This is a genomic window from Microbulbifer regidiadema (SeqCode) (assembly GCF_052467605.1).
This window is the reverse complement of sequence record NZ_CP174316.1, coordinates 3,891,595-3,904,809: the sequence shown is the minus strand read 5'-3', so window position 1 is coordinate 3,904,809 and position 13,215 is coordinate 3,891,595. Positions and strand designations below refer to the sequence as shown.

Here is a 13,215-nt window from a genome sequence, read left to right as displayed (position 1 = left end):
CAGCAGAAACGGCGCCACTCGGCGCCGTTTCTAGTTTTAAGCGGGCTAGTCGCCCAGTTTCCAACCATTGGTGATTGGATAGCGGCGGTCCCGTCCAAATCCTCGCTCAGAAATACGCACGCCGACAGCCGCTTGGCGCCGCTTGTACTCATTGCGCCCCACCAACCTGACCACACGTTCCACATCCTGCCTGCGAAAACCCCGATGAATAATCTCCTCGGCACTGCGATCCTGATCCACGTACAGATTGAGGATTTGATCCAGAATTTCATAGGGCGGCAAGCTGTCGGAGTCCACCTGGTCCGGGGCCAGTTCAGCACTGGGCGGGCGGGTAATTACCGTCTCGGGAATCACTTCGGAAATGGTGTTGCGGTAACGCGCCAACTCGAACACCAGTACCTTGGGAACATCTTTCAGGGCATTGAACCCGCCGACCATATCGCCGTATAGAGTGGCATAGCCAACCGCCATCTCGCTCTTGTTACCGGTCGTCAGGACCATAGCGCCCTTTTTATTGGAGATGGCCATCAAAAGCACTCCTCGGGAGCGGGCCTGGAGATTCTCTTCGGTGGTATCTCTCTCGCAACCGGAAAACTCCTCGGCCAGCGCCCCCATAAACGAATCAAAAATGGGCTCGATACTAATTTCCCGGTAGTGAACCCCCATTCTTTCGGCCTGATCGGCGGCATCGCCTTTACTGAGGTCTGAGGTGTAGCGAAATGGCATCATGACCGCTTCGACCCGCTCCTTGCCCAGCGCATCCACTGCAACCGCCAGGGTCAGTGCCGAGTCAATACCACCGGACAGGCCCAGTACGACACCATTGAAACCATTCTTATTCACATAGTCTCGTACACCAAGTACCAGGGCCTGGTACACGGAAGCCAAGTCGCTCAACGGAGAAGCCATCTCCGCTGGAAGTACGGTCAAAGCTTGATCCTGTGGAGAGACAGAAACGGACAATAACTGCTGTGCAAACTCCTCAGCCCTGGCACAGAGCTGGCCCTCGGCATCGACCACAATCGAGCCGCCATCAAACACCAGCTCATCCTGGCCGCCACACCAGTTCACATAGGCAATGGGAACCCCAGCCGCCCTAGCCTGCCTGGAGAGCAGCTCCAATCTCTGCTGGGCCTTGCCCCGGTGGAATGGTGAGGCATTGATATTGAGGATCAGCTGAGCTCCTGCATCCACTGACTGCTGGATCGGCTCTGGATACCAGATATCCTCGCAGACACTGAGCCCTACAGAAATTCCCTTGATCTCTACAACACAGGGGGTTGCGCCGGGCTTAAAATAACGTTTTTCATCGAATACCTGGTAGTTGGGCAACTTCTGCTTGGCATACTCTGCGACCAGCTCTCCCGCAACGATAACCCCCGCCATATTGAACATGCTGCCATCGAGCAATTTCGGGTAGCCCACAACAATGGCACAGGGCAAATCTGCTGCTTTGAGCTGCTCCAATGCCGCATCGATACGAATCTGCATGCTGGGTCGCAACAGGAGGTCTTCGGGCGAGTATCCACACAGGGTCAATTCTGGAAAGAGCACCAAATCAGCGCCTAACTCGCGGTGCGCCCGGCGCGCAGTTTCTATCACCTGTTGGGTGTTGCCGGGAATATCTCCAACCAGGGAATTGATTTGTGCCAGCACTAGCTGCAAAGTAGACATCGTTGAACCTCGGACATGACAGGCCGCTATTGTAACCCTATCGAAGTCACAACCGCAGCGGCTCACCACTACAAGAATACCGGGCACCTACAGTGAGCAGTTCCCAGACATCCCCCTTACAGCACCACGAACTCCTGCGAATTAGCGCAATATACCGGGTCGCAATAGCCCTGGTTTTATTGGGTGTGTTTTTCTCAGATATCGGGGAGGGCTCCCTCGGTGAGCAGTTACCCACCCTGTTTGTCTATACGACATCCGCCTATGCCCTACTCAATACCGGCTGGCTACTGTTTCTGCGCCAAAAAGCCTACCAGACCAATAGCGGTCAGGTCGGCATCATTTTGGGCTGCGATACCCTGGTCTTCCTATTACTCATTGAGGCCAGCGGGGGGCTGAACTCCGGCCTGGGCTACCTGCTTTTGATCAGCTGCTGTATCGGTGCCATTCTACTGGATAGGCGCCTGAGCGTATTTTTTGCCGCTATGGCCAGCCTGGGGGTCATTACCCTCCAGCTCTATCACCTCCTATCCGGCTCCGGCTCCAGTCAGGATATCGTTTCTGCGGGAGGACTGGGCTTACTGATGTTTGTAACCGTCAGTGCGATCCAATATTTGTCCGAGCGCATCCGCAAAGCCAACCTTCGCGCAGATCAACAGAGCCGGCAGGCGGCACACCTTCAGCGTCTCGCCCAGCAAATTATTGAGCGGATGAGCACCGGTGTCCTTGTTATAGGCCCCTCCTACAAGCCGGAATTGATCAACCAAGCTGCGAAGCGCTTGCTAGACAACCAATTAGATACCCCCCACAACCCCCATCGCGAGCTGCGAGAAAAAGTAAGGGAGTGGCGCAAGTACAACAGCCAAAGCAATATCCTGATACCGGCCAAAAGTGGAGATGAATTGCATGCGAGCTTCTCGGAATTGCGCCACGATACAGGTCACAGCACACTGGTTTTCCTCGAGGACAACCGCAAGCTGACAGAGGCCGCCCAAAAGCTAAAGCTCGCCTCCCTCGGCCAGCTCACCGCCTCAATTGCCCATGAAATACGCAATCCCTTAGCAGCGATTAAACACGCCGCACAACTGCTATCCGAGTCCCCCCAGCTTAAAGAGGAGGACCGCCAGCTGACCGATATCATCTGTCGCCAAAGCCAGCGTATTAATCAGATCATTGAAAATGTGATGGAACTCTCTCGCAGACGAGCCAGTTCGACCCAAAAACATGAACTGGGGGCATGGCTCAAGCAATTTCTAATAGATTTCAATGCCGGGCGAACCGATAACACCATAGAGCTGGATATTTCAGAAAAAGCCCTGCCAGTACACTTTGACTCTGCGCAGCTGGCACAAGTTATCACCAATTTAACCGACAATGCCCTACAGCATTCAAAGCTTTCCGCAGGAAGAAACCACGCCACTATTTGCGCTTACTACAATGTAGAGCGGGGCTGTACCGTACTCGACATTAAAGACCTTGGCAGCGGCGTCCCTAAAGAGCTTCTCGATCAGATATTTGAACCCTTTTTCACTACCGGTCAAAACGGCAGTGGCCTAGGCTTATATATTGCCCGAGAACTCTGTCAGGCTAATAACTTAAGCCTCTACCATTGCCGCAGTAGTGATAACAAAAGCTGCTTTAGGGTCGAATTTGCCCACAATGAAGAGGTTTCTTGATCTGGCTCAGAGATTTTTTAACCTCTAAGCCATTATATTTTAGAGAATTCTGACATAATTACAGCCGTACACGACTCAATCACTTCAGCCCAACAGAAGACAGAAAATAATGCGACCGCTGGCACTGGTTGTTGATGACGAACCAGATATTTGCAACTTAATTAGCCTGACTCTTAAGCGCATGGATGTAGACTGCCATAGCGCGGGAACACTCGCGCAAGCTAAGGAGTTACTCAATAACAATAGCTATCAATTTTGTCTCACCGACTTGCGTTTGCCGGATGGTGACGGCTTGCAGCTGGTTGAGTACCTGCAAAAGAACATTGAAACGGACTTGCCCATAGCAGTCATTACCGCCCATGGAAATATGGATAGTGCCATTAAAGCACTTAAGCTCGGTGCTTTTGACTTTGTTAGCAAGCCCGTGGACCTGGAGCGTTTGAGAAACTTAGCTCAACTTGCCCTCCGCTTGAACCAGCAACATATCTCCGAGTCTTGTCAGAGTGACACAGGGCTGCTATTGGGCCAGGCAGACAATATGCAGGCATTGAGGGGACAGCTGGCAAAGGTGGCACGCAGCGATGCGCCTATCTATATCAGTGGTGAATCGGGATCGGGCAAGGAACTGGCCGCTCGCTCCATTCATCAACAAGGTGCCAGAGCAGATAAACCCTTTGTCGCTATTAACTGTGGAGCCATTCCAAAAGAGTTAGTAGAAAGTGAATTTTTTGGCCATAAAAAAGGCAGTTTTACGGGTGCCTATAAAGATAAAGCGGGTCTATTACAGAGTGCCGAGGGAGGCACTTTATTTCTCGATGAAGTCGCAGACCTCCCTCTCGATATGCAGGTCAAATTGCTGAGGGCCATACAGGAAAAATCCATTCGCCCTATTGGCTCAAACCAGGAAGTCCCCATTGATATTCGCATTTTAAGTGCGACCCATAAGGACTTGGCCTGCGAAGTGGCAGAGGGGCGTTTTCGCAGCGACCTCTACTATCGAATCAATGTGATAGAGATTTCCATCCCGCCACTGCGCGATCGCATTGAAGATATCCCCGTCCTAGCCAGGACTATTATGCAAAAGATAGCGAGGAAATCTGGCTTACCCCGCCCCCAGATACATCCCCAGGCCATGGCCGCGCTCAAGAAATTTCATTTTCCTGGCAATGTTAGGCAGCTAGAAAATATTCTAGAGAGGGCTTTCACGCTATGTGAAAACGAAGAAATCAAAGAGGCCGATCTCAAGCTGGAGCAAAACACACCGTCAGATCAAGGCAACCCTGAATCCCCACCCCTCCCCACTACAACTCATTCCCATACAATCCCAAGCCAAGAGCTCTTCGATTCCTCTCAGCACAGTACAATTGATGATTTTTTGCAGGAAATTGAAAAAGAGATTATAGAAAATGCGCTGAGCAAGACCCGCTGGAATAGAACTGCGGCTGCTGAACGGCTCGGTATCAGTTTTCGCTCACTGCGCTACCGTCTAAAAAAGCTCGGGCTAGAGACCTAAGCTGAAAAATGAGTAGCTCCATTGGGAGCTACTCACGCTTGATTAACTCACCAACAATCGCTGCCACTGGAGCCCGTAGCGCCCTTTACACCGGACTGAGTTAAAGAAAAACTGCCACAGTCACTATCTCCAGCCTGCACAGAGCCCGACTGCGGTGCCGCAGTCAGTGTATAAGTTGTCGCTGTTAGAGCACCTGAAATTGAATAGTAATTATTTTCAGTTGCAAGTGTTGCCCCACCACTTATTGCCGTTGCCACAGAGCAGTTTGCATCGTTATAAGCGCTATAAGCGGTAAAGCAGCGCTGTAAGCGCTGCGCCACGTCATTCAGTTCCACTTTTGCTTCGGAACGATTGCTCTTGCGCACAGAGTCCATATAGGATGGGTAAGCAATTGCCGCGAGTATTCCCACTACCGCAACAACAATCATGATTTCAATTAAAGTAAATCCATAATATCTACTGAAACTTGGCTTTTTCATTAGAACCTACCCCCTATAATTGCCGCCAAGATAAACGGGAAGACCCCGCCGATAATTCACCGGGAATATTCCCATACTCCCCCGAAGTATCCGAGTAAGGAATATACACCTTGCGACCGGCAGTAATAACATCCGAATACCCCGTAGTCGCACTGTCCTGTTTTGTATTGGGTTCATCCAAAATACTTTCATTTGCGTAAGTGGCATCACCTGTTGCAATAAGCTCCATGGTCCAACCGCTAGCGCCATAAGCACAGGGGTCCTCTGAGGGGGTCAGTGTCGGGAAAATTAAACGATCGCGGATTAACAGGGGGGTGCTAATAATTCTCTCCCCGGTTGTATCCACATCGGACCCAGTACTGTCACCCGAAACGTCCGCAACTGTCTCGATTGCCCCAAAATCCAAATACCAGCCTTTTTCGCTGGTCCACCAAGAAGTATCGCTATCGCCGGCGACGGTTCTAGAGTCTCCAGATTCAGAAATTGTTTTCTCAAATAATTCCGATCTATCTGTTGAGGTAATGTTGTCAGTGCCATTGTCAATAATGCCATAAAAACTGTGCACCACATCCCCTTCATCATCATCGCTGGTAAACATATAGCTACCAGTGCCGAAGTACACCATGATAATCCCATCCATCTGAGGGTGGGTTCCCAGTGCTGGCGCTGCCGTTATAGGTTGTGCACTCCCATTAATATCATTTGCTGTAAATAGGGGTTCAGGCGAAGAAGTCGTTTCATCTTCATATGCTACCTTCCAACTGCTTAAATCAAACTTCCACATATTCCCATAAATATCACCCGCATAAGCAATTTTCGAAACTCCGTAAACATCGGGTACTAACGACGGCCCGGCCAGACCGTTATTGGTCGAAGTGCCAGTCTCCAATACTGTAATATTGGAAGGAGATGCCAGATCGACAATAACTAAAGAGGCTGTATTATCAATGGAGTTGTACCCATTGCCAAAAATTAACTTCCAACCCGCCGGTGTGGGAGTAATTATGGGCTCGCCCATGATATGACCTATGCTATCTTCATCCGAACTATCCAGTTCAAACAAAACCTCTGGCTCTCCTGGATCAGTAACATCCAGGACAAATAAGCCCTCCGAGCCTGCACCATAGGTACCCACCAACAGGTTGTGCCATGATTCATTAAAGTAAGCATCACTCACATACAGGGGCCCGTCCACAATATATTCGTGGGGGTTAACCTCGGTGCCATAATCTGTAGCGGTTAAATCCGCCAGCTTTGCATAGGCACCAGTTGGGATATAGGCGAACTTCTCAACGCCTGTGGCAGAGTCAAACCCGTGCAACATCCCATCATTAGCACTCACATACAGAATTTCTGTACGACCCTCTTTGGTCTCCAACAAATATTCCGCATAGGTGTCACCGCCAAGGCTCGATGGCAGATACGAATAGTGCATATCACTATTATCCGCCAGGGCGGGACTACTATTAACCACATCGCCCAGCAGGTAAGTGCGGCTGCGCATTCCCGTTACAGTATTTCCCCACAACCAGTTCAGACGCTCCTCGCCGACAGACTCATCATCGCTACCTTGCAGGGCGGATTTTTGTGCGTCGGTCAAGTTATCCCAAAGAAAGTCAACGGTATCTGTACCATCGTAAGTTAATATGGTTCGGCCTGAAGTCGGTATACTGCCGGCAGAAGAGGTGCTCCACTTGGCGGTACTGCTCAAGCTGCCATCGGTATCCATTTCAATGGCCTTGATCTCACCACTCCAATCATTGGAGTCAAACAGGGCCTGGAAAATCAATGTATCTGTGCCGAGGCGAGTAGAGTTGGCGGCAACCGCCGAGGCCGATCCAGCGCGACCGCTAATATCACTTAATACGGCGGTTAGCTGAGCAGCAAAAGTGGCGGAATCACTGGCACTATAGAAACCTCCGCGACTGTTTAGTGAGGCGTGCAATAAATCATCCAGTTTATTTGAATCACTGTTATTCGGATTACCCCAGGAAATAGCAGCGCCCGTATCAATAGCCGCAAAGGCCGTATCCGGGTCGACATTACCGCTTACCCCAAGGGCAACCCCAAATGTCACCATATGCTGCCAGGTAGCGGTATCAATACTGTCTTCAGCTTGATTGACATCATCGGATAAATTGGGGTTGAGATCTGTTTCCCAATAGCTCATGGCAATATCTGCCAGGGTATTCGAAAACGTATCGGAGAATGGGCTGCTATAGTCCCCATCTACATTACCGTAGCCACTGAAATCGTCATAATCGTTACCATAACCATCGGTCATTAAAATGGTGTAACTGGACCGACATGCAACATCCGAACTCGTGCTGCCGCTCTCACCGGGGGTCGAAGACCAAGGGCCCTGGCTGTCGGTCCGACTATAATAATCACCGGCAGCCTCCAGTGCCTCTAACAGCGGGGTGGTCTTTCTCGAGATACTGGTGCCGTATAAATTACTAAAAAAGTCTTCCCTGTCAGTACCGGTAAAAGTACGCACCCCGGTATAAATTACATCGGTAGTTCTGCCATCGACAGACTCGTTATCAGTATTTAATGTACCAAAGCCTACACGCAACCCATCCAGCTGAGTTGAGAATGCCTGCCCAATTCCCGCCCGCGACATCAGTACACGGGATCGATGGTAGCTGTACCAGTTGGCAAAATTTTGTATTTCCTCTGCATAGGTGCAAGCACTGCTATCTACACAATCGGTACGCGCATCGCCACCTACGTAAGTGCTGCCACTCCTAATTTCGACAAAATCATAACTATCAGCAGAGTCAAGATCGCCGCTACCTTTGTAATTAAAATAAGTGGCGGGGTAAAACGTCAGGGTTGCATTGTTACAGAGCTCATTTGGTGTATTAGTTGAATCCGCCGAGGCACCATCTCTAATCCAACACTGTGCGTTTTGCGTATTATCGGTGGTAAGATTTCGCCAACCTTTAGAGATATCATAGGGATTGTGGTAGGCCCTCTCAGGATCTGCATCGCCAAACTCAACACCATTTTCATCTTCTTCAGCCCAGGGAAGATAAAGCACCGTGGGATCATAGTAAGATCTATTGTTGTTTGCGGAGCGATAAAAAGCCGCCCATCTATTGTCACTGTCAAATCCCGGTATAACTTGCCGGTCATTATTCCTGTTCCAATAATCACAGCCCGATGTTGAAGAACCGCTATAAATACAAGCTTCTAATTCTACAGTAGTGCTATCAATTGGCCCCTGAGGAAAAACATAGCGCACCGGATAAGTAGAACTACCTCCTCCGCCGCCTCCGCCGCCTCCGCCCGAAGAAACAACAAAATACCCAGTTATATCTTCCGGTATCACCTCCCACTGCATAGAACCCGAATCATCCAAAATAAACATAATATTTGGATCGACGGAGGTACTTAAAAACATCGGCTGCTGAGAAAAATCGAGGGACATGGCACTATGCGTCAGCCCCAGGCTAAAAAGCGCGGCCGCCAGTGTAGAGGCGCTTTTTGTTTTTTTAACAAGACGAGTCATAATCATTATTCCAAGCGCAATTTATCAAGGAGCAGAAGTTGACTGTAAAATTACTACGGCACTACTGGTACCGCCAACACCGCGACTGGTAATTCGATAGTACACCGGGGCCTCCTCATCAACTGAATTCCCAGCACCAATATCCCCGCCATCGTTTGGATTCCACACCGAGCCTTCAATTCTTTCAATCACGTACATAGGCTGGCTGGCTACACCACTCAAACCGAGGCTTGTGGACACCGCTGCCCCTTCCCAGTCATAGAGCAGCCAAAAATCACTGGCTGAGGAGCCATCCATTTGTTCTACGTAGCCGACGGTATCCCCATCAAAGAGAGTGCTGATAGCCGCTTCGGCTTCCGTTTCCAGCTTCGCCTCAGCAACCCGCAATGCCGCCTCTGCGGCTTGGAACGCCAATTGGCGATCGCGCATATTACCGGCCATTAATTCCTGCATACCACTGCCGCGAATTGCCGCCAAACCAATAAAAGTCATCAACAATAAAATAACCAGTCCAACTAGCAGTGTCGCACCCGCCTGCCTTCGCAGACTTTTGCTATAACCCCTTTTATTCATACTTTTTTACTCCTAGTTATGGCATACGGTTGCGAATTGACATAGTACTCGTAAACACCTGCCTCAGACGCTTATCCCCCGGATTTTGGTCCACCGCGCCATTAAAGCTATACAGCTGCGCTTCCTGTAGAACATTATCATCATCAGAGGCCACCAGTAATTCCACCTTTATACTGGCCAGCTCATCCCAATCCGTAATCTCTGTAGCAGTCTTGTAATTATCTGGCACATCATCGCCATTGGTATCCACTCCATAAGTGATCTGCATTTGCTCGACCCCGGCCAATAATTCTTGAGAATCGCCATTAACCTGTCGAAATAAACTCGGCCGCCCAGACGTGCCCGTATTAATGTAATAAAACGTACTGGAGGTGGTAAAAACCTGTGCATCCGTAAAGAAGTAATCATATTTTTCGGTGACGTTACTACCAGCGGTTGCTATACTATTTCCCGGGGTAAAGCCACTCGCATCAGAGTGCAGCAGTTCAATATGCGCAGAAGTACTCGTCCCCACAAACCCAGTTACCTGAAAAACTCTCGCTTTGCTGCAATCGGCAATTACTACAATATCGTCTTTACAAATACCGCTATATTCATCTTCGCCCACATCACAGCCATTTACTTCTATACCAGTATTTTCAATATAAACACTGTCAGCTTCATTAATAGCGCTTACCATCACAGAAGTGCCATTGGCACTTCTTAACAGCAATACATCTGAGTTACTGTCATGGCTGGGATAGCCTGTCGTGGTCTGATCGCCATCGATTCCCTCTGCGGGAAGGGCAAAGTTATAAAGTGCTGTATTGCTATCATTGAGCCAGTTTCTAAAAGCGTCTGGATCGGTATTTGCCACATTCATACAGCCGACATAACCCGCCATACGAATATCTTCACTGATAAAATCGATCGCAAGACGCCCGGTTTCCTGCACTCTGGCGATAGCCTGCTGGGTGGTAAAGGTGACTTTGCTCGACAAGAAAAGCTGCACAACACCGGCCATCAGCACCAAGCCAACCGTAATAGAGACCATCAGTTCTACAAGAGAGATTCCTCGCTGCTTAAACATTGCGACCCCCATTAAATTCTCGTCATATATTGAAAGCTACTGGTACCGGCATCATTACCACTACCTGTGGAGTCCTCTTCCCCCCACTGGACCGTAACCGTACACACATCGTTTGCATTACAGGTTATTCCTCCAGTTCCAGCGGGAAGGCTAGCGGACAATAACCCTCGCCACTCACCCAAATCCACCTCGGCGCGGCTTGAGCTTGCAGTTGGAGTGGCATCATCGACGGTTAATTCGTATGCCGATAAATTCTCACGATTTGCCCGCAAACGCTCGAAGATATCCTGAGCCAGGATATTGGCCTGGGAGCGCATATAGGCGCTGTGGTTATATTGCAGGGCCTTATTTTGCAGGGCTGCCAAGCCAAGCAAAGAAGTAGAGAGGATCAATACGGTTACCAGAACCTCGATGAGCCCAACCCCGCGTTGGGAATTTAGCGATTTCACTTCGCCCCCTTAGCAGTCTGTTTTTGCTATTGTGATCAGGCCGGCTGCGCCGACCGTTATGGTTCTCGCATTGCTGGCGGTACAGTTAGAGTTTTTCGCCACGACTGAGGTCTGGGTAAAACGCCCCAGTGTGCCCACATCGGTGTAGCGGATAAAATTGGTTGTTCCAGATGTTTGGGTAACTGTGATAGCAGCATTGGAATCGCTAATATCCCACACCCTTATTACCTCGCTGACAACCGGCGTTCCCGCGCTATCGGTAGTAGCGCCATCGGCAAAGACAATCCAGCCCTGGCTCCAGTTATTAGTCGCCCCACAACTCGCTCCATCGCTACTCGCACAGATTGAAACCCGATCACCGCGCCTCACCGCCTCCGAGCGCGTGTAATTCAGGGCCCCAGCGAAGTCCTCAGCCAAAGCGACGGAGCGGCTGTTATTCATCATATCGGTGAAACTCGGCACCGCAATGCTAACAAGTACAGCCAGCACCACCAGTGTGATCATCATCTCTATCAGGGTAAATCCCGCTTGCCGCTGCGCCGGACCCCCCTGGCCAGTATTCCTATATCGCATCTATTTCTAACGCCTGTGCCAATAATTCAGTGTTTACTTTACCGCCAAACACCTAGAAAGAGAAAAAGACCGTGTATATAGTCGCGAAAGTAGCATTTCACCCAGCTTACGCACCACGCCAAACCGACCAGTGGCCATTTCGGCAGATTCAGTGGTCGGAGCAATGAGACCTGCGTCTAAAAATCCCGGGAGGGGACGATGACTCAGCGGGGCCTTACACTACTTGAGCTACTCATCAGCCTGTCGATTCTATCGGTACTTTTGCTGATCGGTCTGCCAAGCTTTACGCAAATCATCGAAAAAACGCAGCTGGAATTAACTGCAGATAAACTTTTTACTGCGGTGCAGCTCACGAGAAATACCGCTATAGAAAAAAATCAGCGGGTCACAATGCGCAACTTCGGCAGCTGGGAGCTTGGCTGGGAAATTTTTATCGATACCGATAACGACGGTACGCGCGATGATAATGACTATTTAATCGTATCTGCAGACAAATTGGATAGGGTTCAAGTACTGGCCAATTCACCGGTCAAAGATTACATTTCTTTTATTGCAACCGGTGAGAGCCGCAATACGGGCTCCCCACAGGGAGCGCTGCAAATGGGGAGCCTCTATATTTGCCCCCTTAATGAGGATTTAGAGGGCCTGGCCCTGATATTATTTCACAGTGGCCGTATGCGGATTGAGACGGCAGGTTCAGACCAGTGTATATAGCCCCGGGAAGCAAAGTGCCTGGGGCTATATGGGGAACTATCTCAACTCTTTAGGCAGGGAAAAACGGATATTTTCAGCCCTTCCATCCATTTCCTCTGGTGCCTTTGCACCGAGCTGTTGCAGGCGGCTGATAACCCCCTGCACCAGAACTTCCGGCGCTGAGGCTCCTGCGGTGATACCGATGGCCGACTTACCCTGGAGCCAATCCGCACTGATATCATCCGCACCATCGATCAGCTGAGCATCTGCACCACAGCGCTCGGCGAGCTCGCGCAGGCGATTGGAGTTAGAGCTGTTCGGGCTGCCGACAACAAGCACCAAGTCGCTCTCCAGGGCCAGCTGTTTCACTGCATCCTGGCGATTCTGGGTTGCGTAACAGATATCATCTTTACGGGGTCCGCGAATTTTGGGAAAGCGCTCCCGCAGGGCATCAATAACGCGGGCGGTATCATCCATGGACAGGGTTGTCTGGGTCACATAGGCGAGATTGCTCTCATCTTTTACCGCTAACTTGGCCACGTCCTCTTCATCTTCCACCAAGTAAATGGCACCGCCGGCAGAACTGTCATACTGCCCCATGGTGCCCTCTACCTCCGGGTGCCCGGCGTGACCGATAAGTATGCACTCCGCACCATCGGCGCTGAACTTGCTCACCTCGATATGCACCTTGGTAACCAGCGGGCAGGTAGCGTCGAATACGCGCAAACCGCGCTCCTCGGCTTGGCGCTGCACCGCCTTGGAAACACCGTGAGCACTGAAGATAACGATAACATCATCGGGCACTTCATCGAGTTCATCGACAAAAACTGCGCCGCGCTCTTTCAGGCTCTCCACCACAAACTTATTGTGTACCACTTCATGGCGGACATAGATTGGCGCCCCAAATACATCCAGGGCGCGATTCACAATATCAATTGCCCGGTCGACACCGGCACAAAAGCCCCGGGGGTTGGCCATTCGGATTTGCATGTCTACTTCGGTACT

11 protein-coding genes are annotated in these 13,215 nt (G+C 50.4%); 3 read left to right on the top strand and 8 right to left on the bottom strand.

All coding sequences use genetic code 11. The features are described 5' to 3' along the window. Nucleotides 1-45: 45 nt before the first annotated feature. Nucleotides 46-1,674, bottom strand: coding sequence for an NAD+ synthase (locus tag ACJJIF_RS17695; RefSeq protein ID WP_444929607.1), 1,629 nt, complete (start codon nt 1,672-1,674; stop codon nt 46-48). Between the two features lie 92 nt (nt 1,675-1,766). Between ACJJIF_RS17695 and ACJJIF_RS17690 the strand changes: the two genes are divergently transcribed. Continuing rightward, nucleotides 1,767-3,347: a sensor histidine kinase gene (locus ACJJIF_RS17690; RefSeq protein ID WP_444929606.1), complete on the top strand. Its 1,581-nt coding sequence runs from the start codon at nt 1,767-1,769 to the stop codon at nt 3,345-3,347. Between the two features lie 109 nt (nt 3,348-3,456). Then, nucleotides 3,457-4,860 carry a sigma-54-dependent transcriptional regulator gene (locus ACJJIF_RS17685; protein WP_444929605.1) on the top strand — a complete coding sequence of 468 codons (1,404 nt, stop codon included), beginning with the start codon at nt 3,457-3,459 and terminating at the stop codon, nt 4,858-4,860. Between the two features lie 47 nt (nt 4,861-4,907). Here the strand turns inward: ACJJIF_RS17685 and ACJJIF_RS17680 are convergent, their stop codons facing one another. Genes ACJJIF_RS17680 through ACJJIF_RS17655 form a run of 6 tightly spaced genes read right to left on the bottom strand, consistent with a single transcriptional unit; the run spans nt 4,908 to nt 11,517 of the window. Then, nucleotides 4,908-5,339 carry a type IV pilin protein gene (locus ACJJIF_RS17680; protein WP_444929604.1) on the bottom strand — a complete coding sequence of 144 codons (432 nt, stop codon included), beginning with the start codon at nt 5,337-5,339 and terminating at the stop codon, nt 4,908-4,910. A gap of 13 nt (nt 5,340-5,352) precedes the next feature. Then, nucleotides 5,353-8,853, bottom strand: coding sequence for a pilus assembly protein (locus ACJJIF_RS17675; RefSeq protein ID WP_444929603.1), 3,501 nt, complete (start codon nt 8,851-8,853; stop codon nt 5,353-5,355). 24 nt (nt 8,854-8,877) lie between these two features. Continuing rightward, entirely contained in the window at nt 8,878-9,426 is a 549-nt protein-coding gene (locus ACJJIF_RS17670; protein WP_444929602.1) for a pilus assembly PilX family protein, read from the bottom strand. Between the two features lie 16 nt (nt 9,427-9,442). Beyond that, nucleotides 9,443-10,495 (bottom strand): PilW family protein, encoded by a 1,053-nt coding sequence (locus tag ACJJIF_RS17665; protein WP_444929601.1) that lies wholly within the window; start codon nt 10,493-10,495, stop codon nt 9,443-9,445. An 11-nt stretch (nt 10,496-10,506) separates the two neighbouring features. Then, nucleotides 10,507-10,944 (bottom strand): type IV pilus modification protein PilV, encoded by a 438-nt coding sequence (gene pilV, locus ACJJIF_RS17660; RefSeq protein WP_444929600.1) that lies wholly within the window; start codon nt 10,942-10,944, stop codon nt 10,507-10,509. 9 nt (nt 10,945-10,953) lie between these two features. Further along, nucleotides 10,954-11,517, bottom strand: coding sequence for a GspH/FimT family pseudopilin (locus ACJJIF_RS17655; RefSeq protein ID WP_444929599.1), 564 nt, complete (start codon nt 11,515-11,517; stop codon nt 10,954-10,956). A gap of 198 nt (nt 11,518-11,715) precedes the next feature. Between ACJJIF_RS17655 and ACJJIF_RS17650 the strand changes: the two genes are divergently transcribed. Continuing rightward, the gene (locus ACJJIF_RS17650) at nt 11,716-12,231 is read left to right on the top strand and encodes a GspH/FimT family protein (RefSeq protein WP_444929598.1); all 516 of its coding nucleotides are present in this window, start codon (nt 11,716-11,718) and stop codon (nt 12,229-12,231) included. A gap of 36 nt (nt 12,232-12,267) precedes the next feature. Here ACJJIF_RS17650 and ispH read toward each other — a convergent pair whose 3' ends face one another. Continuing rightward, complete coding sequence (gene ispH / locus ACJJIF_RS17645; protein ID WP_444929597.1) at nt 12,268-13,200, bottom strand: 4-hydroxy-3-methylbut-2-enyl diphosphate reductase; 933 nt, start codon at nt 13,198-13,200, stop codon at nt 12,268-12,270. Nucleotides 13,201-13,215: the final 15 nt, after the last annotated feature.

What these genes read in the sequence shown, in the direction of transcription:
- ACJJIF_RS17695 (WP_444929607.1), bottom strand. Translation starts at nt 1,674, where the DNA reads ATGTCTACTTTGCAGCTAGTGCTGGCACAAATCAATTCCCTGGTTGGA.
- ACJJIF_RS17685 (WP_444929605.1), top strand. Translation starts at nt 3,457, where the DNA reads ATGCGACCGCTGGCACTGGTTGTTGATGACGAACCAGATATTTGCAAC.
- ACJJIF_RS17680 (WP_444929604.1), bottom strand. Translation starts at nt 5,339, where the DNA reads ATGAAAAAGCCAAGTTTCAGTAGATATTATGGATTTACTTTAATTGAA.
- ACJJIF_RS17675 (WP_444929603.1), bottom strand. Translation starts at nt 8,853, where the DNA reads ATGACTCGTCTTGTTAAAAAAACAAAAAGCGCCTCTACACTGGCGGCC.
- ACJJIF_RS17670 (WP_444929602.1), bottom strand. Translation starts at nt 9,426, where the DNA reads ATGAATAAAAGGGGTTATAGCAAAAGTCTGCGAAGGCAGGCGGGTGCG.
- ACJJIF_RS17665 (WP_444929601.1), bottom strand. Translation starts at nt 10,495, where the DNA reads ATGTTTAAGCAGCGAGGAATCTCTCTTGTAGAACTGATGGTCTCTATT.
- ACJJIF_RS17655 (WP_444929599.1), bottom strand. Translation starts at nt 11,517, where the DNA reads ATGCGATATAGGAATACTGGCCAGGGGGGTCCGGCGCAGCGGCAAGCG.
- ACJJIF_RS17650 (WP_444929598.1), top strand. Translation starts at nt 11,716, where the DNA reads ATGACTCAGCGGGGCCTTACACTACTTGAGCTACTCATCAGCCTGTCG.
- ispH (WP_444929597.1), bottom strand. Translation starts at nt 13,200, where the DNA reads ATGCAAATCCGAATGGCCAACCCCCGGGGCTTTTGTGCCGGTGTCGAC.